This window comes from Variovorax sucrosi (assembly GCF_051216635.1).
Classification (GTDB): Bacteria; Pseudomonadota; Gammaproteobacteria; order Burkholderiales; family Burkholderiaceae_C; genus Variovorax.
Genome location: NZ_JBPJZU010000015.1, coordinates 47,154 through 71,709 on the forward strand (window position 1 = coordinate 47,154; position 24,556 = coordinate 71,709).

The 24,556-nt window shown below is 69.2% G+C and carries 22 protein-coding genes; 16 read left to right on the forward strand and 6 right to left on the reverse strand.

Annotated elements, in window-relative coordinates; genetic code table 11:
* Positions 1 to 42 precede the first annotated feature (42 nt).
* Positions 43 to 417: a small membrane protein YohP gene (locus ACSFBE_RS23850; RefSeq protein ID WP_475539691.1), complete on the reverse strand. Its 375-nt coding sequence runs from the start codon at positions 415 to 417 to the stop codon at positions 43 to 45.
* Here ACSFBE_RS23850 and ACSFBE_RS23595 point away from each other — a divergent pair.
* The 5 genes from ACSFBE_RS23595 to ACSFBE_RS23615 all read left to right on the forward strand — a co-directional run bounded on the left by ACSFBE_RS23595 (position 341) and on the right by ACSFBE_RS23615 (position 3,950).
* Positions 341 to 1,447, forward strand: a complete 1,107-nt coding sequence (locus ACSFBE_RS23595; RefSeq protein ID WP_435492833.1) for an SAM-dependent methyltransferase — start codon at positions 341 to 343, stop codon at positions 1,445 to 1,447. The two genes, ACSFBE_RS23850 and ACSFBE_RS23595, sit on opposite strands and share 77 nt — an antisense overlap.
* Complete coding sequence (locus tag ACSFBE_RS23600; protein WP_435492834.1) at positions 1,447 to 2,043, forward strand: DUF2878 domain-containing protein; 597 nt, start codon at positions 1,447 to 1,449, stop codon at positions 2,041 to 2,043. The genes ACSFBE_RS23595 and ACSFBE_RS23600 overlap by 1 nt, the downstream gene beginning before the upstream one ends.
* Complete coding sequence (locus tag ACSFBE_RS23605) at positions 2,036 to 2,830, forward strand: DUF1295 domain-containing protein (RefSeq protein ID WP_435492835.1); 795 nt, start codon at positions 2,036 to 2,038, stop codon at positions 2,828 to 2,830. Before ACSFBE_RS23600 ends, ACSFBE_RS23605 begins: the two co-directional genes overlap by 8 nt.
* The gene (locus tag ACSFBE_RS23610; protein ID WP_435492836.1) at positions 2,827 to 3,462 is read left to right on the forward strand and encodes a DUF6134 family protein; all 636 of its coding nucleotides are present in this window, start codon (positions 2,827 to 2,829) and stop codon (positions 3,460 to 3,462) included. Before ACSFBE_RS23605 ends, ACSFBE_RS23610 begins: the two co-directional genes overlap by 4 nt.
* A gap of 74 nt (positions 3,463 to 3,536) precedes the next feature.
* Positions 3,537 to 3,950 (forward strand): DUF2177 family protein, encoded by a 414-nt coding sequence (locus ACSFBE_RS23615; RefSeq protein WP_435492837.1) that lies wholly within the window; start codon positions 3,537 to 3,539, stop codon positions 3,948 to 3,950.
* Positions 3,951 to 3,983: 33 nt separating this feature from the next.
* On the opposite strand, the gene ACSFBE_RS23620 is transcribed toward ACSFBE_RS23615, so the two are convergent.
* Both ACSFBE_RS23620 and ACSFBE_RS23625 read right to left on the reverse strand, forming a co-directional pair.
* Entirely contained in the window at positions 3,984 to 4,637 is a 654-nt protein-coding gene (locus ACSFBE_RS23620; protein ID WP_435492838.1) for a ChrR family anti-sigma-E factor, read from the reverse strand.
* Positions 4,637 to 5,194, reverse strand: coding sequence for a sigma-70 family RNA polymerase sigma factor (locus tag ACSFBE_RS23625; RefSeq protein WP_435492839.1), 558 nt, complete (start codon positions 5,192 to 5,194; stop codon positions 4,637 to 4,639). The genes ACSFBE_RS23620 and ACSFBE_RS23625 overlap by 1 nt, the downstream gene beginning before the upstream one ends.
* A 206-nt stretch (positions 5,195 to 5,400) precedes the next feature.
* On the opposite strand from ACSFBE_RS23625, the gene ACSFBE_RS23630 reads away from it, so the two are divergent.
* From ACSFBE_RS23630 to ACSFBE_RS23645, 4 genes are all read left to right on the forward strand, one after another.
* Positions 5,401 to 6,777: an NAD(P)/FAD-dependent oxidoreductase gene (locus tag ACSFBE_RS23630; protein ID WP_435492840.1), complete on the forward strand. Its 1,377-nt coding sequence runs from the start codon at positions 5,401 to 5,403 to the stop codon at positions 6,775 to 6,777.
* On the forward strand, positions 6,774 to 7,568 hold the full coding sequence (locus tag ACSFBE_RS23635) for a DUF1365 domain-containing protein (protein WP_435492841.1): 795 nt from the start codon (positions 6,774 to 6,776) through the stop codon (positions 7,566 to 7,568). The genes ACSFBE_RS23630 and ACSFBE_RS23635 overlap by 4 nt, the downstream gene beginning before the upstream one ends.
* The gene (locus tag ACSFBE_RS23640) at positions 7,565 to 8,839 is read left to right on the forward strand and encodes a class I SAM-dependent methyltransferase (RefSeq protein WP_435492842.1); all 1,275 of its coding nucleotides are present in this window, start codon (positions 7,565 to 7,567) and stop codon (positions 8,837 to 8,839) included. The genes ACSFBE_RS23635 and ACSFBE_RS23640 overlap by 4 nt, the downstream gene beginning before the upstream one ends.
* Before the next feature lie 107 nt (positions 8,840 to 8,946).
* The gene (locus tag ACSFBE_RS23645) at positions 8,947 to 10,533 is read left to right on the forward strand and encodes a methyl-accepting chemotaxis protein (RefSeq protein ID WP_435492843.1); all 1,587 of its coding nucleotides are present in this window, start codon (positions 8,947 to 8,949) and stop codon (positions 10,531 to 10,533) included.
* Between the two features lie 26 nt (positions 10,534 to 10,559).
* Here the strand turns inward: ACSFBE_RS23645 and ACSFBE_RS23650 are convergent, their stop codons facing one another.
* On the reverse strand, positions 10,560 to 12,494 hold the full coding sequence (locus ACSFBE_RS23650) for an alpha/beta hydrolase domain-containing protein (RefSeq protein ID WP_435492844.1): 1,935 nt from the start codon (positions 12,492 to 12,494) through the stop codon (positions 10,560 to 10,562).
* A gap of 82 nt (positions 12,495 to 12,576) precedes the next feature.
* On the opposite strand from ACSFBE_RS23650, the gene ACSFBE_RS23655 reads away from it, so the two are divergent.
* Positions 12,577 to 13,197 (forward strand): TetR/AcrR family transcriptional regulator, encoded by a 621-nt coding sequence (locus tag ACSFBE_RS23655; protein WP_435492845.1) that lies wholly within the window; start codon positions 12,577 to 12,579, stop codon positions 13,195 to 13,197.
* A 109-nt stretch (positions 13,198 to 13,306) separates the two neighbouring features.
* On the opposite strand, the gene ACSFBE_RS23660 is transcribed toward ACSFBE_RS23655, so the two are convergent.
* Both ACSFBE_RS23660 and ACSFBE_RS23665 read right to left on the reverse strand, forming a co-directional pair.
* Positions 13,307 to 14,368: a MerR family transcriptional regulator gene (locus ACSFBE_RS23660; protein ID WP_435492846.1), complete on the reverse strand. Its 1,062-nt coding sequence runs from the start codon at positions 14,366 to 14,368 to the stop codon at positions 13,307 to 13,309.
* Between the two features lie 312 nt (positions 14,369 to 14,680).
* Complete coding sequence (locus tag ACSFBE_RS23665; protein ID WP_435492847.1) at positions 14,681 to 15,073, reverse strand: hypothetical protein; 393 nt, start codon at positions 15,071 to 15,073, stop codon at positions 14,681 to 14,683.
* A gap of 180 nt (positions 15,074 to 15,253) precedes the next feature.
* Between ACSFBE_RS23665 and ACSFBE_RS23670 the strand changes: the two genes are divergently transcribed.
* The 6 genes from ACSFBE_RS23670 (at position 15,254) to ACSFBE_RS23695 (ending at position 24,500) form a co-directional block, all read left to right on the forward strand.
* A complete protein-coding gene (locus tag ACSFBE_RS23670) occupies positions 15,254 to 16,237 on the forward strand; it encodes a Bug family tripartite tricarboxylate transporter substrate binding protein (RefSeq protein WP_435492848.1) in 984 nt (327 codons plus the stop codon).
* A gap of 45 nt (positions 16,238 to 16,282) precedes the next feature.
* Positions 16,283 to 17,503 (forward strand): helix-turn-helix domain-containing protein, encoded by a 1,221-nt coding sequence (locus ACSFBE_RS23675; protein ID WP_435492849.1) that lies wholly within the window; start codon positions 16,283 to 16,285, stop codon positions 17,501 to 17,503.
* Between the two features lie 46 nt (positions 17,504 to 17,549).
* Positions 17,550 to 18,257, forward strand: coding sequence for a Vgb family protein (locus ACSFBE_RS23680; protein WP_435492850.1), 708 nt, complete (start codon positions 17,550 to 17,552; stop codon positions 18,255 to 18,257).
* A 164-nt stretch (positions 18,258 to 18,421) separates the two neighbouring features.
* Complete coding sequence (locus ACSFBE_RS23685) at positions 18,422 to 19,804, forward strand: EAL and HDOD domain-containing protein (protein ID WP_435492851.1); 1,383 nt, start codon at positions 18,422 to 18,424, stop codon at positions 19,802 to 19,804.
* Between the two features lie 149 nt (positions 19,805 to 19,953).
* Positions 19,954 to 22,068 (forward strand): TonB-dependent siderophore receptor, encoded by a 2,115-nt coding sequence (locus ACSFBE_RS23690; protein ID WP_435492852.1) that lies wholly within the window; start codon positions 19,954 to 19,956, stop codon positions 22,066 to 22,068.
* A gap of 2 nt (positions 22,069 to 22,070) precedes the next feature.
* Positions 22,071 to 24,500, forward strand: a complete 2,430-nt coding sequence (locus ACSFBE_RS23695; RefSeq protein WP_435492853.1) for a PepSY domain-containing protein — start codon at positions 22,071 to 22,073, stop codon at positions 24,498 to 24,500.
* The last annotated feature ends 56 nt before the right edge of the window (positions 24,501 to 24,556 follow it).

Sequence of the window (24,556 nt, forward strand, 5' to 3'; positions counted from 1 at the left end):
GGTGTCCGCCGACGAGCGAGGACGGGTGCGGGTGCGGGAGGTTCAGAAGATCAGCTTGCCGAGCCCCAGCACGACCGCCAGGCCGATGAGAAAGATGATGGCGATGATCCACAGGACGATTTTCATGAAACGGGTTCCAGTCGGGGTGTGAGTTGGGACAGCCCACAGCGTGCCGCGAACAGGGGATGCAGGCGCTCGGTGGGCGCGCAGTCGTCTTGTAGGAGCGAACCACGGCAGCCGACAGGGCGACAAGGTCGGCAGCGGCTGATCCAGGACCCCCTTTGCTGCGTATCTCCGGTCATTCCTCCCGTCATCCGGGGGCCCGTGCCCGAGGACGCCCATGCCGCATGCCACAGAAATCGTGATCCGATCCGTCGAACGGGGGCTGGTGCCCGACTGCGTCATTCGCATCGGCATCCGCCGCCTGTTGAAGGAGCGCCTCGCGGAGATGCATGTGGACGACACGGAGGCGGCGGCCGAGCTGACCGCCGCTTTCCTGCAGGCGATGCGCGGTGCCACGCTGGCGCCGCTGCCCGAGAAGGCCAACGAGCAGCATTACGAAGTGCCCGCTGCCTTCTTTGGCGAGGTGCTGGGCGCGCATTGCAAGTACAGCAGTTGCTGGTGGCCCGAGGGTGTCGAGACGCTGTCGGCCGCCGAGGCGGCCGCGCTCGAGGCCACCTGCCTTCGTGCCGGCCTGGTCGACGGGCAGGACGTGCTCGAACTCGGCTGCGGCTGGGGTTCGCTCACGCTGTGGATGGCGACGCGGTACCCGGGAAGCCGCATCACCGCGCTGTCGAACTCGCACTCGCAACGTGCCCATATCGAGGCCGAGGCCGAGCGCCGCGGCCTGACCAACGTGCGGGTCATCACCTGCGACATCAACATGTTCGACACCGCCGCGCGCTTCGACCGCGTGGTGTCGGTCGAGATGTTCGAACACCTGCGCAACTGGCCACAGGCCTTCGCCAACGTGGCGCGCTGGCTGCGCGACGAGGGGCGATTCTTCATGCACGTCTTTGCCTATCGCGGCGCGCCGTACCCCTTCGTCGAGCGCGATGCGAGCGACTGGATGAGCCGCCACTTCTTCTCCGGCGGCATGATGCCCAGCGACGACCTTGCGTTGCACTGCCAGGACGACCTGCGGGTGCTGCGGCAATGGCGCTGGGACGGTACCCACTACGAGCGCACTGCCGAGGCGTGGCTGAGCAACATGGACGATCGCGCTGCGACGCTGATGCCGTTGTTCCGTCAGGTTTACGGCACCGACGCCTCGGTGTGGTGGGTCCGGTGGCGGCTGTTCTTCCTCTCGGTGTCGGAGCTGTTCGGCTACGACGGCGGTCAGCGCTGGTGGGTCAGCCACTACCTGTTCGAGAAGCGGGCGCGTGTCGAGGCGCGGCGGCTGGCGCCGGTGCAGTCGGCACCGAACGTCGCCTCGCAGGTGGCGTGATGCACGTGTCCGTCGACATCCCCGCCCCACGCGCCACGCCGCCGACGCTGCGGCCCACGCGCGCGATGCAGTGGACCAACGCGGTCGTCTTCCAATGCGCCTGGTTCGCCGCGGTTCTGGGTGCCGCGCACCACCGGCCGTTGCTCGGCACCGCCTGTGTGGTGGCCGCCGTCGCCTGGCACCTGGCTGTGTCGGCGCGGCCCGCGCGAGAGGCGTGGCTGGTCGCGCTGGCGTGCCTGATCGGCTTCGTGGTCGAGTCGGCGATCGTCCGGCAGGGCCACATGGCCTATCCCTCCGGCCAACCGTGGCCGACCCTGGCGCCGTACTGGATCGTGGCGCTGTGGGGGTTGCTCGCCATTGCGCTCAACGTGACGATGCGCTGGCTGCGTGGCCGCCTGCTGCTCGCGGCCGTGTTGGGCGCGGTGCTGGGGCCGCTGTCCTTCAGTTCGGGCGCGCGGCTGGGTGGGGCGCAGTTGCTGCGTCCGACCGAGGCGCTGCTCACGCTGGCCCTGGTCTGGGCGGTGCTGATGCCAGTGCTGGTGATGCTCGCGACGCGTTTGGATGGCGTTGCGGTGACGGAGTGGGCTGATGCTTGAAGCGCGCTGGCCCGTGGCCTTCGCCGGCCTGGCGTTCACGACGGGTCTGCTGCTGCTCACCTGGGTCGCGAGCCTGGTGCGACGCGACGCGAGCCTGGTCGACCGGGTCTGGTCCGTCGCCATCGTCGGCGCCGGCTGGGTGTTCTTCCTGCAGACGCCCGATGCTGGCCCGCATCCGCTGTGGATGCTGGTGCTGGGCAGCGTCTGGGCGCTGCGGCTGAGCCTGTTCATCACTTGGCGCAACTGGGGGCATGGCGAGGACCGCCGCTACCGGCAGATCCGCGAACGCAACCAGCCGAACTTCGGCTGGAAGAGCCTGTACCTGGTGTTCCTGCTGCAGGCGGTGCTGGCCTGGGTGGTGGCTGCGCCTTTCCTGGCCGCGCTCGGCGTCACGCGGCCGTGGGGCGTGCTCGATGTCTCCGGGCTGGTGCTCGCGGCCTTCGGCATCCTCTTCGAGGCGATCGGCGACGCGCAGATGGCGCGCTTCAAGGCCGACCCACGCCACCAGGGCCAGGTGATGGACCGCGGGCTGTGGCGCTACACCCGTCACCCCAACTACTTCGGCGAGGCCTGCGTGTGGTGGGGCCTGTGGCTGGGCGCGTTGGGCGGCGCGGGCTGGAGCGCGGCATGGAGCGTGGTGTCGCCGCTGCTGATGACGATGCTGCTGCTCAAGGTGTCCGGCGTGAGCCTGCTGGAAAAGGACATCACCGAGCGTCGCCCGGCCTACCGCGACTACATCGCGCGCACCAACGCCTTCGTGCCGGGGCCGCCGAAGGACCCGGCGTGAGTGCGCGATGGCGCTTGGGCATCGCGGCACTGCTGAGTGCCGTGTCGCACTTGTCCGCCGCCGCCGAGACCACCTTCGATTTCCAGGTGTTCCTCGACGGCAAGCCCATCGGCGAGCACCGCTTCACCGTCGGCGGGCCGGCCGAGGCGCGCTCGGTGACGAGCGATGCGCGCTTCGCGGTCAAGCTGTTGGGCCTCACGGTGTACCGCTACACGCACCGCGCGGTCGAGCAGTGGCGCGGCAACTGCCTGCATTCGCTCGTGGCGAGCACGGACGACGACGGCACCGCGAGCCGCGTCACGGCGGAAGCGGCGGACGATGCGTTGAAGGTCACGACGCCGGAGGGCACGCAGTCAATCGATGGCTGCGTCATGAGCTTCGCCTACTGGAACCCCGCCATTCGCCAGCAGTCGCGGCTGCTCAACGCACAGACGGGCCGCCACGAAGTGGTGCAGGTCAGCCGCGTCGGCAGCGGCCCGGTCGAGGCACGCGGGCAGACGGTACCGGCCGTGCGCTGGCGCATCGACGGGCCGGCGCAGCCGGTGGATGTCTGGTACACCGCGCAGGGCGATTGGGTCGGGCTGGACTCGACCGTCGGCGGTGGGCGCAAGCTGAGCTATCGGCTGAAGTGATCCGGGCGCCGGCCCGATGCGTAAGGCGTCGGGGCACGATCCGTGCCGCACCATCGATTTCAGGAGCAGCTTTCATGTCCATCCGGCACCACGCCATCGCCTACGTGTCGACGGCCGTCGTCTTCCTGCTGCTCGACGCCCTCTGGCTCGGCACGATGGCCGATCGGCTCTACCGGCCCGCGATGGGCTCGATCATGCTGGAGCGTTTCGCGCTGGCGCCCGCCGCGGCGTTCTATCTGATCTACATCGCGGGCGTCGTGGTGTTCGCGGTTGCGCCGGCCCTGCAGAGTGGACGGTGGGTGACGGCACTGGGCTACGGCGCGATGCTCGGGCTCGTGGCCTACGCGACCTACGACCTGACCAACCAGGCGACGCTCAAGAACTGGTCGTGGACGGTCACCATCGCCGACCTTTGCTGGGGCACCTTCGTGACAGCCGTGTCGGCGGCGGCAGCAGCACGGATCACGATGGCGATCACCACCCGCTGATCGGTCGGCCCGCGGCGGCGCGGGCCGCGGCGCTCACATGCCCACCAGCGCGCCCAGCGTGCGCGCGATCGCGCCCTTGAACAGCACGCGGCCGTCGACCGAGGCCAGGCAGATGCATTCGCCGCCGGCCTCGACCACCGGCTGGTGCTCGAAGCTGCCGTCGGCCTCGTCGAAGTCACCGGGTCCGAAGCGGGCGCGGCCGTCGTGGAACGCGCCATACAGCACCTGGGTCAACTCGCAGCCGCTGTGGGTGTGCGCCGGCAGGTTCTTGCCGGCGCCGATGCGCAGCAGGAACACATTGGCTGCCGAGTCGTCGGGCAGGGTCACGCGGCTCCAACGCATGCCGGGGCCGAGCCAGCGCCAGCGGGTGGCGCTGCAGCCGGCCAGCGATTGCGGCCAACGCATGCCGGCCGGCAACTCGGGGTGAGGTACCGGCTTGCCTGCCTTGACGTGTTCTTCAGGTGCGTCGATGGCGGCCATCGTGCGGGCCAGCGCTTCAGGTTCGAGCGGTGCCGGCGGGAGCCCTTCCAGCATCGCGCCGCCCACCGCTTCGAGCATTTCGACCCGCTGTCGGCAATGCGCGCAATGTTCCAGGTGAATGGCCACAACCACCGAGGGGCCGCGCGCCAGGCTGCCGGCCGCCAGGGCGAGGAGCAGGTCGTCGTCGGGATGGTGTTGAATCGTCATTATTCGAGTCCGTCGAGAAGTCGGCGCAGGTGCATCACGGCGAGCCGCACGCGCGACTTGACCGTGCCCAGCGGAATGCCCAGTTCCCGGGCAATCTGTGCATGAGGCTGCTCCTCGTAGAAAGACAGGCGCAGGACGCGCAGCTGTTCGGCCGGCAGTCGTTCCATCGCGTGTCGCAAGCCCTGCTCCCGCTGGTGCGTGAGCAGCAGTTCGTCGGGCTGGGGCTGGGTGTCGGGCGTCTCGTCCGCATCCTGCGCCTCGGCGTCGACGACCCGGTTGCCCATGCGGCGGAAATGGTCCACGCGCAGGTTGCGGGCGATGGTGAAGATCCAGGTCGAGACACTGGCGCGCTCGGCATCGAAGCTGGCGGCCTTGCGCCAAACACTCACCATGGCTTCCTGCGTCAGCTCCTCGGCCAGACCGTCGGCGGTGCCGAGGCGGACCAGGTAGGTCTTCACGCGGGGCGCGAAATGCTTGAACAGGGCCGCGAAGGCCTGCCGGTCGGCGGACTGCGCCACGGCTTGGGCCAGCCTGTTGAGTTCTTCGCTTGTGGGCATCGTGTCGCGGCGTGGGTGCAGTGTCACGATCGACAGCCAGGGCGAGCGCGATGGATTTCGCGAAGAGGCTGGCGCCGTGGGTTGTCGGGCGGTGTTCATGCCCAGCATACGCACCATCGGCGCGACTGGATCACGGTGATATGAAACGAATCCAAACCGGCGACAGCTGCGTAGAAGGCTCGACGCATGAACTTCCGGAGACGCCCGTGACCTTCGCCACCGCCCACGACGATGGCCTGCCGCCGACCCTCGGGGACGGCGCGGTGCTCGATGTCGCCGTCATCGGCAGCGGCATTTCAGGGCTGTCGGCCGCCTGGCTGCTGTCGCAGCGGCACCGCGTGACGATGTTCGAGGCCGACAGCCGGCCCGGTGGGCACAGCAACACGGTGGAAGTGCAGGGTGCCTCAGGTCGGGTCGCGGTTGACACCGGTTTCATCGTCTACAACGAGGCCGCCTACCCGAACCTCAGCGCGCTCTTCGCGCACCTGGGCGTGGCGACGCAGGCCTCGGAAATGTCCTTCGGCGTCAGCCTGGACCAGGGCGCACTCGAGTATTCGGGCACCGACCTGCGCGGCCTGTTCGCGCAGCGCGGCAATCTGCTGAGCGGGCGCTTCTGGTCGATGCTGCGTGACCTGGTGCGTTTCTACCGCCAGGCACCGGGCGACGCCGAGCGCTTCGGGCTGATCCCGCTCGACAGCTATCTCGATGCGCGTGGCTACGGCCAGGCCTTCCGGGACGACCACCTCTACCCGATGGCAGCGGCCATCTGGTCGACCTCGGCCGCGCGCGTCGGCGACTACCCGACCGAAGCCTTCGTGCGCTTCTGCGAGAACCACCACCTGCTGCAGCTGACCAACCGCCCGCGCTGGCGCACCGTGGCCGGCGGCAGCGCGCGCTACGTGGAACGCCTGACCGCGGGCCTGGGCGATCGACTGCGCCTGGACAGCGCAGCGGTCGAGGTGCGGCGCGATGTCGACGGCGCCTATGTGCGAGCCGAAGGCGTTGGCAGCCCCGAGCGCTTCGACCAGGTCGTCATCGCCACGCACGCCGACCAGGCGCTGCGCCTGCTGCCCGACGCCAGCGACGACGAGCAGCGCGTGCTGGGCGCCTTCGGCTACAGCCGCAACCGTGCCGTGCTGCACAGCGACTCGGCGCTGATGCCGCAGCGCCGCGCCGTGTGGTCGAGCTGGAACTACGCGGCCGACCGCCGCCGCCAGCAGCCGCCGTGCGTCACCTACTGGATGAACCGGCTGCAGGACATTCCGCAGGCCACGCCGCTGTTCCTCACGCTCAACCCGACCCGCGAGCCGCGGCCGGAGCACCTGATACGCAGCGAAATCTACGAGCACCCGCTGTTCAACATGGCAGCCATCCGTGCGCAGGACGACCTGTGGTCGCTGCAGGGCCGTCGCCGCACCTGGTTCTGCGGCGCGTACTTCGGCTCGGGCTTCCACGAAGACGGCCTGCAGGCCGGGCTGGCCGTGGCCGAGGCGCTGGGCGGGGTGCGTCGGCCCTGGTCGGTGGCGAACGAATCCGGCCGCATCCGCCTGGGCGCGAAATCGGTGGCGGAGGCGCTCCCTTGACGGCGGACGGTGCGCTCTACAGCGGCCGGGTGATGCACCAGCGGCTGAAGCCGGCGCGCCATCGGCTGCAGTACCGCGTCTTCTCGCTGCTGGTCGACATCGACGCGCTGCCGGCGGTGGCACAGCGGCTGCGCCTGTTCTCGCTGAACCGCTTCAACCTGTTCAGCCTGCACGAGCGCGACTACGGTGCCAGCGACGGCGACGGCCTGCGTGCGCATGTCGAGCGCCAATTGCACGCGGCCGGCCTGGCGGGCGGTGGCGCGATCCGGCTGCTCACGATGCCGCGCATCCTCGGCTATGCCTTCAACCCGTTGAGCGTGTACTACTGCGATCGACCCGAGGGCGGACTGCAGGCCATCCTCTACGAGGTGAATAACACCTTCGGCCAGCGCCACAGCTACCTGATCCCGGTCGACGATGCGCAGCGCGAGGCCGCGCACATCGACCAGCACTGCGCCAAGCGATTCCACGTGTCGCCCTTCATGGGCCTGGACATGCGCTACGCCTTCCGCATCGAGCCGCCCGCAGCCGAGCGGCCGGGGTTGGCGGTGGGCATCACCGTGGCCGATGCCGACGGGCCGGTGCTCGTCGCCCGCTTCGATGCGCGCCGCAAGCCGCTGAGCGACCGTGCACTCGCGCTGGCCTTCGTCACGCACCCGCTGCTGACCCTGAAGGTCGTTGCAGCCATTCACTGGGAGGCGCTGCGGCTGTGGCTGAAGGGCGCGCCCTTCCACCGCTGCCCACCGGCACCCGCACAGTCCGTCACCATCGCGGCACCCCCCGAACCATGAGCACTTCCACCTCCGCACCGAACGGCCTGGAGGCCGATGTCCTGCATCTCGCCGAGGGCGCCACGATGGCGTCTTGGACGCGGCGTCCGCTGCGCCGGCTTCTGGTGCGGCTGCTGCGAGGCGTGCGCTGCGGATCGCTGATGGTCGAACTGCCCAACGGCGAGCGCGTCCTAGGCCGTGGCGCCCAGCCCGGCCCGCATGCCGCCGTCACGCTGCACCGCTGGCGACCACTCGCGCGCATGGTGCTGCGCGGCGACATCGGCCTGGCCGAGAGCTATCGCGACGGCGACTGGTCGAGCGCCGACCTGTGCGCGTTGCTCGAATTCGGCATCCGCAACGAAGCCGGCTGCGGCCATGCCTACACGCCTTCGCTGCCTGCACGCTGGCTGGGCCGGGTCGCCCATCTGCTGCACGCCAACACGCGGCGCGGCAGCCGCCAGAACATTGCCTTCCATTACGACCTGGGCAACGCCTTCTACGCGCAGTGGCTCGACCCGCAGATGATCTATTCGAGCGCGCTCTACGCCTCGCTCGACGAGACGCTCGAACAGGCGCAAGCGACCAAGCTGGCACGCATCGTCGAGCTGCTCGAACTCGAGCCCGGTTCAACCGTGCTGGAGATCGGTTGTGGCTGGGGTGCACTCGCGCTGGCGCTCGGCGGGGAGGGCGACGCGCAGGTCACCGGCCTCACGCTGTCGACCGAGCAGCTGGCGCACGCCCGCGAGCGCGTTACGGCGCAGGGGCTGGACGCGCGCATCGACTTGCGCCTTCAGGACTACCGCGACGTCGAGGGCCGCTACGACCGCATCGTGTCCATCGAGATGCTCGAGGCAGTCGGCGAGCGCTACTGGCCGGTGTACTTCGACACGCTGCGTGAACGCCTGGCAGACGACGGCGTGGCGGTGGTGCAAGTCATCACCATTGACGAGGCGCAGTTCGCGTCGTACCGCCATGCGCCCGACTTCATCCAGCGCTTCATCTTCCCGGGTGGCATGTTGCCGCCGGTGGAGGCGCTGCGCGCGCAGGCCGCACGCGTCGGGCTGACGCTCGAAGTGGTCGAGTCTTTCGGCATGAGCTATGCGGCCACGCTGGCCGAATGGCGGCGTCGCTTCCTGGCGGCGTGGCCCACCATTGAAGCGCTGGGTTTCGATACCGCGTTCAAGCGGCTGTGGGAGTACTACCTCTGCTACTGCGAAGCCGGCTTCCGCGCGGGGCGGGTCGACGTGCGGCTGCTGCGGTTGCGCCACGCCGACGCTGACGCAGCGATCTGAGGGATTACCCTTAATTTTCGGGGCGAGCTGCCGATAGACGAAGACGTTCTTCCGTTCTCCCGTTCCAGCGCCGCCGGACGTCGGCATCCCTCTTCGTCGAAAGCACCATGAAAGCGTTCTACAACCTGAAGTTGGCCAGCAAGCTGCTTCTGTCCTTCGTCATCGTCCTCCTGCTCACCGCCGGGCTCGGCGGGTTTTCCATCTTGCAGTTGGCCAAAGTCGACCAGAAGTCGAGCGACCTCGCCGAGACCTGGATGCCCGGCGCACGGCTCCTGCTCGAGATGAAGTCCGACATGGGGCGTTACCGCTCGAACGAGCTTCAGCACATCCTGTCGGACTCCGCCGAGGAGGGCAGCCGGTACGAGAAACGGATGGCCGAGATCTGGACCAAGATGCACGACGATCTGGCCGCGTACCAGAAGCTGCTCGCCGATCCGTCGCAGAACAAGATGGCGCAGGACCTCAAGGCCGCCATGGCTGCTTATGCGCCGTTGCACGACAAGGTGATTTCGGCTTCTGCCGCCGAGAACGATGACGAAGCGAAGGCCCTGAGTCGCGGCGACGCCCTGAAGGTGTATGTGCAGATGTCGAACGCCTTGGACGCGCTGGTCAAGGTCAACCTGGATGGCGGTGCCCAGGCCAGCAGCGACGCCAGCGCGCTCTACGCCTCGGCCCGCGCGTGGGTCTTCGGCCTGATCGTCGGCGCCATCGCGCTGGGGCTGGGGTTGGCCGTCTGGATCGCGCGCATCGTGGCCAAGCCGCTGCGCGAAGCGGTGACGATCGCGCAGGCCGTCGCAGCCGGCGACCTCACCAGCCGCATCGAGGTGCACACCACGGACGAAACCGGCTTGCTGCTGCAGGCGCTGCAGACCATGAATGCGAACCTGGGTCGCGTGGTGGGCGATGTCCGCCATGGCACCGACACGATCGCGACCGCGTCGGGCCAGATCGCGGCAGGCAATCAGGACCTCTCCTCGCGCACCGAAGAGCAGGCCAGTTCGCTGGAGCAGACGGCGGCCTCGATGGAAGAACTGACGTCGACAGTGAAGCAGAACGCCGACAACGCGCGCCAGGCCAACCAGCTGGCCGCGTCCGCCTCGGAAGTCGCCGTGCGCGGCGGCACCGTCGTCAGCCAGGTGGTCGACACCATGAGCGCGATCAACACCTCGAGCCGCAAGATCGTCGACATCATCGCGGTCATCGACGGTATCGCCTTCCAGACGAACATCCTGGCCTTGAATGCTGCGGTGGAAGCGGCACGCGCCGGCGAGCAGGGCCGTGGCTTTGCGGTGGTGGCGTCGGAAGTGCGCAGCCTGGCGCAACGCTCGGCAGCGGCGGCCAAGGAGATCAAGGGCCTGATCGACGACTCCGTCGGCAAAGTGGCCGCGGGCAGCCAGCAGGTGGCCGAAGCCGGCCAGACGATGGACGAGATCGTGGCCAGCGTGCGTCGGGTGACCGACATCATGGGCGAGATCAGTGCCGCGAGCCACGAGCAGACGCAGGGCATCGAGCAGATCAACCAGGCCATCACGCAGATGGACCAGGTGACGCAGCAGAACGCGGCGCTGGTGGAAGAGGCCGCGGCCGCCGCCGGCTCGCTGCAGGAGCAGGCCGGCAGCCTGGTGCAGGCAGTGAGCCAGTTCACGCTCAACAGCGACGCGACCGCTGTCGCGACGCGCCGGCGGGTGTACTGATCTGCCGACGCGCGCGCGTCGGCCTGCTACTTCGACGAGAACGCCGCTGCGCCGTCCACCCGTGCCTGGTCGAGCACGACCTGGCGATCGCTCTCCAGCATGAAGCCGTCCTTTACCAGCCGCCCGATGGCGCCGTCGACCTGCTCGACATAGCTTTGCACCTGTTGCGGATAGCGCGTCGCGAGCGATGCGCGGCTGTCGTCGGCCATCGGTTGCCGCGGCAAGGCGGCGTAGCCGCCGAAGACATTGCAGAGGTCGCCCGCGCCGTAGCCTTCGGCGCGCGGGTTCCAGCCGGTGTAGGTGCCCAGCGGGGCCTGCACGAAGGGCAGGCGAATGCCGCCCAGGTCGTTGCCGTCGGCATCCACTGCCGGTACATACGCCGGGTAGGCTGCGCCGCGCGTCGGCGGTTGCACGGTGGTGTCCAGCAGTTGCAGGTGGTTGTAGGCGGGCGTGGTCACGTTGCCGGCCATGCGGGGCTGGCGCAGGGTTTCCAGCTTCACCAGCGTCTTGTCGGCCAGCGTGGGGAAGCGGCTGGGTGGGGGTGCCTTGCCCGTGGCGACCCACGCTTCGAGCGACAGGTACAGCGCGCGCAGCACCGGCGACGGGTTGAGCGGATTGCTGAGGCGCGCGCACATCGCCACCGCCTCCGGCTTGGCGCCCCAGCGGTTGAAGTGCGGCGCGCCTGCGACGAAGTACAGCCGCACGTTGTTCGGCATCTTCACGGCTTTGCCGTCCGGCGTGGTGTTGAGCAGGTAGGCGCGCGCCTGCCAGAACTCGGTGGACGAATCGACGTGCATGATCTTCGGGCAGGTCGCGGTCTGCGCGCAGGCGGACAGCAGGCTGCCCGAATTGCCGCTCACCGGGTCGGTGGTGTTCGCGTAGGTGAAGGGGAACTGGTCGCCGGGGAAGTCGTGGTCCTCGTGCTGGCGCGAATAGCGGCCGGGCTGCGCGAAGCGGTAGTTGACGTAGGTCTTGCGCGAACCGGCGATGTGCGGCATCGCACCGTCGAACACGCGCCGGCCGCCCTCGTCGGCATTGAAGCCTTCGTAGATGAAGTCGCGCACGAAACGGCCCGACTGCGAAATGCCCAGGCCCAGCGTGTACTGGATGCCCGCGAGCGGGCTGGCGAGTGCGTGCCCCGGGTGGCCGCGCAGGTACGACACCAGATCGCGCGTCGCTGCGAAGGCCAGCCCGGCGGGCACGGCGCCCTGGGCCGGGTAGATGAATTCGTAGATGGCGCCTGCGTCCATGTCCGCGGGGCGCGACACTTCGATCTTGTTGGGCGCGAGGTACTTGACCGCGCCTCGCAGCACGCGCGGTGCATCCGCATCGCGCGCACGCACCGTGAGCACGGCGCGCGACAGGTCCGTGTCGCTGGCGGGGTAGGTCAGCTCGCCCACACCGGTGGCGCCGGGCTTGTCGAAGATGAACTGTTCGCGCGATGTGCCCTTCACGCCGTCGAGCACCGGCAGCTTCATGTGGATGAGCGGTCCGTCGATGTCGCTCTGCCACCCGCTCCAGACGACCGTGTCGCCCCGGTTCATGAGGAAGCCGTCGCCGGCCTCGACCGCCTTGTTGGGGATGTTGCTGACCGCGCCCAGGTTGAGCATGACCATGGCGTGGCTGCGGCCGCGGTTGGCCACTTCGTAGAGCAGGAAGGGCGAGCGCTTGGGCGGCGCGACGGGGCGCAGCACCGTCACTTGCGTCGAGAACTCGACTTGGCCCGACGCGTTCACCGGGGCGCGACCGAGGTCGACGATGTTCGCGAGCTGCGGCGACTTCGGGTCGACCGAGAACGAGGCCACGGCGTCGATGCGCTCGTAGGCGCCGACATCGCCGAAGACCCGACCGTCGAAGGCGGGCTTGATGGCCACTGCCTTGAAATCCGTCACGCGGGCTTGAGCACTGCCGCATGCGGCACCGAGGGCGCACAGCGCCACCAGGACTGTTCCGGAATTCATGGCATCAGAATTACATTATGGATGTAATGCAACATGCAAATTTCGGGCCATCGATTGGGGTGGCGCCGCGTAGAAAGGGTCGATGCACACCGAAGACATGCCCGAAATCCCCTTGCCCAAAGTCCGTCGCACCCAGGCCAGTCGGTCCAGCGAAACCCGCCAGCGCCTGATGGACACGGCGATCGAACTCATCGGGGAGCGAAGCTTCCAGGCGGCCACGGTCTCCGAGATCGCCAAGCGCGCCGGCGTGACCACGGGCGCCGTGCAGCATCACTTCCCGAGCAAGGCGGATCTGGTGCTGAGCCTGATCGACCACATCCTCGAAGCACCCATCGAGGGGGGCGGTGTCTGGCCCTCTCCCACGATGCCGTTGCCCGAGCGAGCGCAGGCTTTCGTGACGGCGCTCTGGCGGCGGTCGTACGCTCCGCCGCGTTTCCTGGTGGCCTGGACCGTGTACTTCGGTTGCAGCGACGACCCTGTCGTGATGCAGCATGTGGCCGCGCATCGCCGCGACCTCGGCGCGCGGCTCGACGCGCAGTTCGAACTCGCCTTTCCCGAAATCGCGCATCCCGCACGACGAGAGACGATGCTGCACACCGTGCTCTCCTGCGTGCGCGGGTTGGGCATGCAGCGCCTGTTCGGCTCGACGCGGGCTGACGAAGAAGCGCAGCTTTCGTTGATCGCGTCGCTCATCGCGCGATAGCCTGTCGAGGGCGGCGTCGAGCGCTACTCTTCGGATGCCGATGACTTTTGCGCTGAACTTCCATGCACACCGTGTGCCGTTGTGGTGAAGGTCGGCTCCTGGGCCGACTCTAGCCCGCCGCAGTACAGACCTTCTCAGGGTCGTTCTCACGACCCTCCGGCCGCCACGCGATGACACCTTCCGTGCGCGCGCGCACCTCGGGCGTGGCCAAGCAGGTAGCGACTGCTTCGTAGCCCGGAGCGCCCGGATAGGGGGCCACGCGAACAGGAGGACTGTGATTCGCAGGGCAAAGAATGATGGACTCGTTCGCTCCCACAGACGCCAGATCGAGGATGGCACAGGAGCGTGTCAGCAAGAAGAGGGGGCTGCCATCCGCCCGGAGGCGTAGATGGGCGGCCACGGCCCGTTGTGTCGCTGAATCCAGCCCGTGCTCCACCATGTCGACGACCAGGATGTCCGACTCTGCGGCTTCCAATCCGACCAGCAAGGCGATCAGCGCTTCGGACACGGTCGCGCCGTCTTCCACAAGCCAGGCCAGCGCTTGATCGACGCGCAACCGAAGCTGCGGATCGGCGTCAAGACGCGCCGTAGCGTCGCCATCCCTGACCCGCTCCAGACCCAGGAACGCGGCAGAGGGAAGAACCTCGGCCAAGCGCAGGGCGAGCCGGGTCTTGCCGCTGCCCAATGGACCAACGATGTAGTTGAGCGGCCGGAGGTCGCGCAGCTTGAACAGCTCGCCGCCCCAGGGCCAGGGGAGTTCGAACTCAACACTGAACTCGGGGGCCGCATCCTGCAAACGCGCCAACTCCTCGACCGTTGGCGTCTGGCCGCGGGCGAGATCGTTCCGCAGATGGCGGACTCTCTCGATGGTGCCGGCAAGCTGGCGAGCGCGGCTTTCGAGCACCGCCTGATGTGCGGCCAAGGCGGGCTCGAGACCCTCGGATTCGCCTTCCAGTACGCCAGCCACTTGAGCAAGGCTGAGGCCGAGCGCGCGCAGGGCCACAATTTCGCCGACGCGCTGCAGCTCCTCCGATCCGTAAGACCGCCACCCGAGCGCATTGCGAGTCGGAGTCACCAGTCCACGCTGCTCATAGATGCGTAGCGCCTTGGCAGAAACGCCGAGCCGGCTGGCGGCCTCCGCGGGGTTCAGGAATCGACCAGGATTGTTCAAGATCACCTCATCATGTTGGCCCGAAGTCGTCCCTTCTAAAGGCGGCCGCAGGGGCTGGGTCAAGTGAGTTTTAGGTCGGTCCTGTGAACGCCCGCTCCAGGCCGATTGCAGCCGAGCGCGGCAGGAGGGCTTGGAACCCGGAGCGGCTGTTGGGGGGGGACTCCATGCTATGGCCGGTGCCGAGTGGACAATTCGCCGGGGAACGAAGCATGGATGCGCGTTCCGTAGGCTTGCATGCCGTTGCTTTCTTTGCGCTGCCACGCGCGGCGTCGCGGCCCTTGAAGAGCGCCCGCTGCGGCGGGCGGATCGGCGTCAGCGGCGGTAGTAGTCGCGGCGGTCGTCGTGGCGGTCGTAGCGGTCGGGAACGCCGTCATGGTCGCGGTCCCGGTAGCCGTGCCGGTAGCCGCGATCGTCGTAATAGCGCGGCCGCGGGGCATAGTAGGGCACGAAGCCGGGCGCCGGCACGTACTGCACCGGCGGCGGCTGGAAATACACCGGCGGGCGGTAGACCGGCTGCGGCTCGTAATAGACCGGCGGCGGGCCGTAGGCCGGTGCGACTTGGTAGCCCGGCGAAACGACGACGCCCGGCATCGGCACGCCCAGGCTGATGCCGATGTCGGTGCGTGCCTGGGCGCCGCTGGCGGCGAGCGCGCCCAGCAGCAGGAAAGTGACAGCGCCGAGGCGGCGCAGGGTAGGGTGTGTCATGGACCAGCCTTGAAGCCTTGAGTAGGGTCCGACTTCAACGCCGCAGCGCCTCCCGCGGTCGACACCGGCTCGGAAACAATCTGTGCGAATCCGCGCCGGCACAGAACCTGCTGCACCTGGCTCACCCGGCCCGCCTCGGGGCGCGGCTTCTTTTCTCCACCTGAAAGCGACGCTTCTCCCATGTCCCTTGCCCGATCCATCCTCCTGACGCTCTGTGCTGCATCCGGCCTGACCCTCGCCACGTCGGCGGTGGCGGTGGCGCAGGACGGCTATCCCAACCGACCGGTCAAGGTGATCGTCGCGCTGCCGGCCGGCGGCAGCGTGGATATGGTGGCGCGACTGGTCAGCCAGCAACTCGCGACCGACCTGGGCCAGCCTTTCGTGATCGACAACCGGGCCGGTGCGTCCGGCCAGATCGGAGTGCCGGCGGTGGCGAAGGCGGCCGCCGACGGCTACACGCTGATGGTGTCGCCCGCCTCCTTTCTCACCACCAACAAGAGCATCTTCAAGACGCTGCCGTACAACCCCGAAACGGACTTCGCCCCGGTGACCAAGCTGGTCAACCAGGCGATGGTGCTGGTGGTGCGCGACAAGGCGCGCTTGGGCACCGCCGCCGACGTGCTGGCGGCAGCCAGGGCCAACCCGGGCAAGCTGACCTATGCGTCCTCGGGCGACGGCAGCCCGCAGCACCTGGCGGGCCTGATGTTCGAGAGCCGGACCGGCACCCGACTGCTGCACGTTCCCTACAAGGGCGGCGCGCCGGCCATCACCGACCTGATCGGCGGCGTGGTGGACATGGCCTTCGCGCCGCTGCCCGAGGCGCTGCCGCACATCAAGTCCGGCAAGCTGCACCCGGTGGGCGTGCTGAGCGAGAAGCGGGCCGTGTCGGCACCAAACATCCCGACGCTGGGCGAAGGCGGCGTCGACAAGGTGGTGCTCTCGGCCTGGATCGGGCTGCTGGCACCAGCCAAGACACCGCAGCCGATCCTCGACCGCCTCCACCGCTCGGTGAAGGCGATGTTCGAGGGCGATGCGCGCGCCAAGCTGATCGAGGTGGGCATGGAGCCGGCCGTCGACGATGCGAAGCCGCTCGGGCAGGTCATCACCGAAGAGATTCGAGTGCACGCTGAACTGGTGAAAGCCGCCGGCCTGGTGCCGCAATAGCGTCACCCGGGCCGCCGCGTCGGCGCGCCGCGTTAGCCTCGGCGCATGGATTCCCTCACCGCCGCCGCCGCCCGCGCCCTCGCCAGCGGCGATGCCCTCGGCGCGCTGCGGCACGTGGCCTTGCGCGACGATCCGCCCGCCCTGGCGCTGCGCGGCATCGCGATGGCGCAGCTCGGCGAGCATGGACGGGCGCGCGATCTCCTGCGTCGCGCCGCCGCCGGCTTCGGCGCCCACGAGGCACTGGCGCATGCCCGCTGCGTCGTGGCCGAGGCGGAGGTCGCGCTGGCGATGCGCGACCTCGCCGGCTCACCGCGCACGCTCGCCGCAGCGACCGCCGCCCTGGAAGCGAGAGGCGACCGCGCGAACGCGCTGCAGGCCCGGCTGATCGCGGCCCGCCGGTTGTTGCTGCTGGGTCGTCTCGACGCGGCGAGGGCGGCCCTTGCGCAGCTCGATGCCAGCGCGCTGACGCCGGCGCTGGCCGCCGTGGCCGCGCTGGCCGAGGCCGAGCTGGCGATGCGCTCGCTGCGCATCGGCACGGCGCATGCCGCTCTGGCGCGTGCGCAGACGGGTGCGGCCCGCGCCGGCGTGCCGGCGCTGATGGCCGAGGTGGCGGAGGCGCACGCGGCGCTCGAGCGGCCGGCCGCGCGCCGCCACGCTGCGGCCGGCGACCAGGTGCTGCGCCTGGAGGACGTCTCGGTGTTGTGGCAATCGGGCGCGCTGGTGGTCGATGGGTGCCGGCACGGGCTGCGCTGCGGCGAGCAGTGGCTGGCACTGGCGCGCCGGCCGGTGCTGTTCTCGCTGGCGCGCGCACTGGCCGAAGCCTGGCCGGGCGATGTCGATCGTGACGCGCTGATCGCGCAGGCCTTCCGCACCCGCCGGCCGGACGAGACGCACCGCGCCCGCCTGCGGGTCGAGATCGGCCGGCTGCGCGCGCTCGCCAAGCCCTTCGCTCAGATCGAAGCCACGCCGCGCGGCTTCGTTCTCACGCCGCTCGGTGGCCGCGAGGTGGTGGTGCTCGCACCGCCGATCGACGGCGATCAGGCTTCGCTGGTGGCCTTGCTGTCGGACGGCGCGGCCTGGTCGACGTCGGGCCTCGCGCTGGCGCTGGGCGCCAGCCAGCGCACCGTGCAGCGGGCATTGGCCGCGCTGGAATCCGAAGGCCGGGTGCGCGCGATCGGCCAGGCACGGGCCCGGCGCTGGCTGGCGCCGCCGCTCGCCGGTTTCACGACGATCTTGTTACTCCCCGGTGCGCTGCCGCTTGCGTAGAGTTGCTCGCACGGCGTCGATGTGTGTGCGCCGAAGGAGCCCCACCATGAGCCGAAGCACCCCAGACGCCCCGACCGTCCTCGCCGAACCACCCGCACAGGCCGCAGAGATCGTGCGCGAATATGGCCCCTTTGCCGATGCCACGCAGGTGGCCGGCGTGACCCACGACGGCCAGCGGGTCTGGGCCGCCACCGGCACGCAGCTGGTCGCCTTCGATCCTGCCAGTGGCGAGGTCGCGCGCAGCCTGCGCCGCCCCTGCGATGCCGGCACCGCCTTCGACGGCACCCATCTCTACCAGATCGCCGAGTCGCGCATCGACAAGATCGACCCCGTCAGCGGCGAGGTCGTCGCCACGCTGCCGGCGCCCGGGCACGGCAACGACTCCGGCCTGGCGTGGGCGGAGGGCAGCCTCTGGGTCGGCCAGTACCGCGACCGCAAGATCCACCAGATCGACCCCGACACCGGCGCGCTGCTGCGCACCATCGAGTCGAACCGCTTCGTCACCGGCGTGACCTGGGTCGACGGCGAGCTGTGGCACGGCACCTGGGAGGGCGATGCGAGCGAAGTCCGCCGCATCGACCCGGCCAGCGGCGCCGTGCTGGAACGGCTGGCGATGCCGCCGGGCGTCGGCGTGAGCGGGCTCGAGTCCGACGGCGCCGACCTTTTCTACTGCGGCGGCGGTGGCAGCGGCAAGGTCCGCGCGGTGCGCCGGCCCCGCCGGTCGGCTGCGGCCGCCGACACCCGGCCGACCTGAGCCCTTTCGGTCCGACGACCGGCGACAGCGGACCCAGCCATCGCCGCGGCGCAAAAGCGCGGGACGAATTCTTCGTTTTCCATTTCTGAATGGGTGCTTGCCAGTATTTCGCGCTTTTTTTGCGTCAACTATCATCCGCGCGAATAGAGCACCCCGGCTGAACCATGGAGCCGACGCTGAATGCCGGAACAGGAATAACTGCAATGCGCCTCAATTTCTTCCATCGGCAAGAGCCTGCCGCCGTGCCGCCTCCCGCCGCCACTCCGGTCGTCGAGGCGGTGGAAGTTCCCATCGAAGCGCCCGCGAGCAGCGGCGGGTTCCTGACCTATGCAATGCAGCTGGATGCGCAGAAGCACATCAAGGGCTACAAGCTGCAATGGCGCTCGGCATCGGCCGACGCGGCGCCGGATATTTCAAGCGATTTCCGATCGCTGCTCGCGTGCGTCGCGACCAATCTCAACAGCTCGAAAGCCGGGTGGCGGCTTGGAAGGCTGGTGATCTACCTGGACGCGAGCGCCGATAGCCTGCGTCAGGGCCAATTACTCGCGCTGCCGCCGAAAAACGTCGTCCTGTGTCTGCGTCTTCCCCAGTTGATGGACGAAGACCTCCGACCCGCGCTCTCGGCGCTGCACGACAAGGGGTTCGGCCTGATGCTGTGCGATGAGGAAGCGCTGCCCGACCCGATCCAGGCGCCGGAAGCCGCCGCCGCGCTGTCGCTCATCACGCACCTGGACGTGCTCGACGGCCGCAAGGCGCTGGTCGACGGCGCGCGCCAGAGCCGCGGGCCGGGGAAGCCGCCGATCCAGCCGATCGCCACCCGCATCGCCAACTGGGCCGCGTTCGACGCCTGCGCGGCGCGGCGAATCGACGCCTTCGTGCACGGTCAGGAAGCCATGGCGGCGGTGAAGGGCCCCAAAGTCGCCTTGCAGCCCGAATCCGTGCTCATCATCAGCGTCATGCAGATGATCCAGCGCAACGAGGATGTGCGGTCAATCGAAGCGGCGCTCGCGCACGACACCGCGCTCACGACGCGTCTGCTGCACCACATCAACACGCTGGCCATGGGCCACGGCGTGGAGGTGCAGTCGCTGCGCCACGCCGTGGCGCTGCTCGGCTATACGCCGCTGTTCCGCTGGCTCTCGCTGCTGCTGGCGACCAGCAACAAGCCGAACCTCGCGTACATGACGAAGAAGGCCATCCTGCGCGGCCGCTTCGTCGAACTGACGGGGCAGGGCCTGATGCCGCCGGAAGAGGCCAACAACCTGTTCCTGGCAGGCATGTTCTCGCTGATCGACCGCGTGCTGGGGGTGCCGATCGAAGAGGTGCTGGCCAAGGTGCAGCTGCCCGAAGCGGTGCAGGAAGCGATCCGCACGCGCGGGGGCGCCTATGGCCCCTTGGTCGCACTGGCCGAATCGTGCGAAACGGATGCCGCCGAAGCCCCCGCCCTCGCTGCCTCGCAGGGGCTGAGTGCCGAGAAGGTCAATGCGGCGCATCTTTCCGCCCTGGCCTGGGCGGCAGATGTGAATCCGTCCGAAGCGGCGTACTAGCCAGGGGAAGGGCGAAGGTGGCGGGTGCATCCGTGCATCGGCCTTCAAATGAGAATCACTATCGTCGATAATGCGGGTTTTCCCTAGCGCTGCATGGGCAGGCGCGGGGACCGGCGCTCAGCCGGACAGCCACACGACGAGAGGATTCCATGAGGAGGTTGTACTTCGGCCTGGCGCTGGCCGCCGCGCCGCTGGCCCATGCGCAGACCGCACCCGCGACCGTGCCTGCCACCGCCGGTGAGCTGGCGACCATCAACGTCGACGCGTCGCGCGCCAACGGCTTCGTGCCGAACACCGTCGAGGCCGGCACCTTCCGCGGCGCCAACCTGATGGACGTGCCCGCGACGGTCAATACGGTGACGCGCGAAGTCATCGAGCTGCAAGGCGCGGCGGGCGTGTACGACGTGCTGCGCAACACCGCCGGCGTCACGCGCCAGCAGAACGGCGGCGACACTTTCGACCAACTCGTGATCCGCGGCATCCCGGTGGAGAACCGCACCAATTACCGGCTCAACGGCTCGCTCGCGATCCCGAACATCTCGGAGATCCCGATGGAGAACAAGGAGCGGGTCGAGGTGCTCAAGGGCGCCTCGGCGCTGTACTACGGCTTCACCTCGCCGGCCGGCATCGTCAACTTCGTGACCAAGCGGGCGACCGCCACGCCGGTGACCACGCTGGGGCTGGTGTTCGACGACCATGGCACCGCGCAGGGCTCGGTCGACCTGGGCCGCCAGTTCGGCGAGCAGAAGCAGTTCGGCCTGCGGGTCAACGCCGCGGGCGGGCGCATCGGCTCGGCGATCGATGGCGTCGACGGTAACCGGCAGTTCTTCTCCGCCGCCTTCGACTGGCGGGTCAACAGCCGGCTCACGCTGCGGGCCGATGTCGAGCAGTACCACAAGGAAATCGTCGAGCAGGCCGGCATCACCCGGCTGGCAGCGGTCAACGGTGCGATCGCGCTGCCCGCGCTGCCCGACCCGACCAAACTGCTGGGGCCGCGCTCCGCGGTGTTCGACGCCAAGGTGACCAACACGCAATTGCGGGCCGACTACGCGCTGACCGACAACTGGGCGCTGATGGTCGAAGCCGGCCATTCGGAGGGCGAGCGCGACCGGCGCCTGGCGTCCTTCGGCAGCTACAACGTGCGCACCGGCGCCGGCCGCATCACCGGCAACGACCAGCACCTCGAACAGAGCGCCGACCTGCTGCGCGCCGAGCTGTTCGGCATCTTCGCCACCGGCAGCGTGCAGCACGAACTCACCCTCGGCGCGGCGCGCAGCGACAAGCGTCAGGACCCGATCTACCAGCGCACCTACGGCGGCGCCACGACGCTGCAGAACCTCTACAACCCGGTGTCGATCGACACGCTCAGGTCGACGGCGCTGCCGACGCGGCCGACCAGCGGCGCGCTCGACAGCGAAGAGCTCGGCCTCTATGCGCTCGACCGCCTGACGCTCACGCCGCAATGGCAACTGGTGCTCGGCGCGCGGCACACGCAGTACGAGAGCACCCAGAATGCGAGCGCTTCGGTGCCACGCATCGCGTACGACGTGAGCAAGACCACGCCGCTGGCCGCGCTGAGCTACAAGTTCACGCCGGACTTCGTCGGCTACGTGTCGTATTCGCAAGGCGTCGAAGAGGGCGACATCGCCCCGGCAGGCACTGCGAACCAGAACACCCGCATGGCGCCCGGCGTGAGCAAGCAGAAGGAGCTCGGCCTGCGCTGGCTCACCGGCAGCGGCACGCTGCTGTCGAGCGCGCTGTTCGACATCGAGCGCCCGGGCTCGTACACGAATGCGGCCAACACCTTCGTGGCCGATGGCCGGCAGAACTACCGCGGCATCGAGATGTCGGCGCAGGGCCGGCTGACGCGTCCCTTGGCCTGGCAGCTGTCGGCGCAGTGGCTCGATGCGGAGTTCCGCGACATCAATGCGCAGTACGACGGCAAGATGCCCGAGAACACCGCGCGCAAGACGGCGAGCGCCTTCCTCGCATACGACATCGCGGCAGTGCCGGGGCTGTCGGTCAACGGCGGCGCCTATTTCACCGGCCGGCGCCCGATCGACGACTTGAACCAGGGCTTCATCCCCGGTACCACCATCTTCGCCGCCGGTGCCCGCTATGTGACGCAGCTCATGGGCAAGCGCACCACCTGGCAGGTGAACGTCGACAACCTGGGCGACAAGCGCTACTGGTCGGCGGCCGGCACCCGGCTGGCGGTCGGCACCCCGCGCACCATCCGGACCGCGCTCAAGGTCGATTTCTGACCATGGGCTTCTTTCGACGCGCCTGGTTCCAGATCCACTGGTTCATCGGCATCACCGCCGGCACGGTGCTGGTCGTGATCGGGCTGACCGGTGCGGCCCTTTCCTTCCGCGCCGAGATCGTCGATGCGATCAATCCCGGCCTGCGCCACGTGGCGCTGCCACCGGGTGCGCACCTGCTCACGCCGGCCGAACTGATGGACCGCGTGCAGTCCCAGTCGCCCGGGCATCGCGTCGCGACGATCCGCGTGTTCTCCGAGCCGGGCCGGCCGGCCCGCATCGGCTTCGCGCCAGCGCCGGGAGAGCGGCGCGGCGAGGCGCGCCTGGTCGACCCGTACACCGCCGCGCTGCTGCCCGAGCCGCACGGCGAAGACTTCTTCGAATTCATGGAGCGCCTGCACCGCTGGCTGCTGCTGCCGCGCGACACCGGCAAGTCGGTCACCGGTACGCTCGCGGCCGGACTGCTGGTGCTGTCGCTGTCGGGGCTGTACCTGCGCTGGCCGCGACGGCCGCTTGCCTGGCGCGCCTGGCTGCGTCTGGACTTCGGGCTCACCGGACGCGCCTTTCTCTGGAACCTGCATGCGGTGGTGGGCACGATGGCCTTGGTCGTCTACCTCGTGTCGAGCCTGACCGGTGTGTACTGGGCCTTCGACACGGTCCGCTCGTGGGTCGACGACGCCGCCGGCGAGAGCCGCACCATGCGCGCGCAACGTGCGCAGGGCGGCGGTGCCAAGGCCGCATCGCCGTCCGCTCCCGTGAAGCTCGACCTGCCGCGGGTCTGGCAATCCTTCGGCGACGTGACGCAGGGCGACTGGAGCCAGGTCACGCTGCAACTGCCGGCCCGTAATGCGTCCAACGTCGAGGCCACCTACCTGCGTTCGGCGCCCGAGCATGAACGGGCCCGCAACCGCCTCTACCTGAACGCCGCGACCGGCGAGCCGTCGCAGCACGAACGCTATGCCGACAAGCCGCTCGCGGGCCGGCTGGTGAGCAGCATCTACCCGATGCACATGGGCAGCTACTGGGGCTTGCCGGGTCGCATCGTGATGACGGCAAGCAGCCTCGCGATGGCCTTGTTCGCGATCACCGGCTGGATGCTCTACCTCGGCCGGCGCCGCACGAAGAAGGCGGTACGCGCCGCGCGCGCGCGGCTCGACCAGGGCGCGCCGTCGAGCGGCGGCGAAGCGGTGTTGATCGCCTTCGCCACGCAGACGGGGCAGGCCGAAGGGCTCGCGCTGCAGACTGCCGGCGCCCTGCAGTCGGTGGGCATCGCGGCGGTGATCAAGCCGGTCTCGGAACTGACGGCCGACGTGCTGGCGCATTTCAAGAAGGCCCTGTGGATCGTCAGCACCTTCGGCGAGGGCGACCCGCCCGATACCGCGCGTGCCTTCGCACGCGGCTTCGCGCGGCTCGGGCCGGATCTGCGGCATCTGCAGTACGGCGTGCTGGCGTTGGGCGACCGTCGCTACGCGGCCTTCTGCGGTTTCGGCCGAAAGCTCGACCACGACCTGCGCACGCAAAGTGCGCAGGCCCTGTTCCCCATGGTCGAGGTCGATGCGAACGACGGCGCTGCGCTCGGCACCTGGCGCGCGGCGCTGGCGCGCAGCTTCGGCCTGTCGGGCGACGCGGCCTCGTCGTGGCCCACGGCCGACACGGCGGCCCGCCTACCGGCGTACGAACCCTGGCGGCTTGCAAGCCGTCGCCTGCTGAACCCGGGCAGCGAAGGCGATCCGCTGTACGAGATCGAACTGTCGGGCCCGCCGACGGCGACCTGGGCACCCGGCGCGCTGGTCGAAGTGCTGCCACCGGCGCCACCCGCGGCGGGCGATGCCGCGATGGCGCCGCGCAGCTACTCGGTGGCCTCGCTGCCATCCGAAGGCACCTTGCAACTGCTGGTGCGCCAGGCGCGCCACGCGAACGGGCTGGGTGTGGCTTCGGGCTGGTTGACCGAAGGCGCGACCATCGGCGCCGAGGTGCCGTTGCGGCTGGTCGCCAATCCGTCCTTCACCTTGGTGGACGACGCGCAGCCTTGCATCTTCATCGGCAACGGCTCGGGCTTCGCCGGGCTGCGTGCGCACCTGCGCGAACGCGTGCGCCGCGGGCACGGGCGCAACTGGCTGGTGTACGGCGAGCGCGCGTCGCAGCACGACGCCTTCTTCGTCGACGAGCTCTCCGCCTGGCGTGCACGCGGCCTGTTGGCGCGCGCCGACATCGCCTACTCGCGCGACCAGCCCGAACGTATCTACGTGCAGGACAAGCTGCGCGCAGCCGCCGAGGAACTGGCGGCGTGGGTGCGCGATGGCGCGGTGATCTACGTCTGCGGCAGCCTGGCCGGCATGGCGCCGGGGGTCGACGCGGCCTTCGCCGACATCCTTGGCATGGATGCGTTCGACGAGCTCATCGCGCTGGGGCGCTATCGGCGAGACGTTTATTGAGTGGCTGTGGTCGCGGTCGCAGCGCATGCGCCGGTTCCGGTTGTGGATCAGTGCCG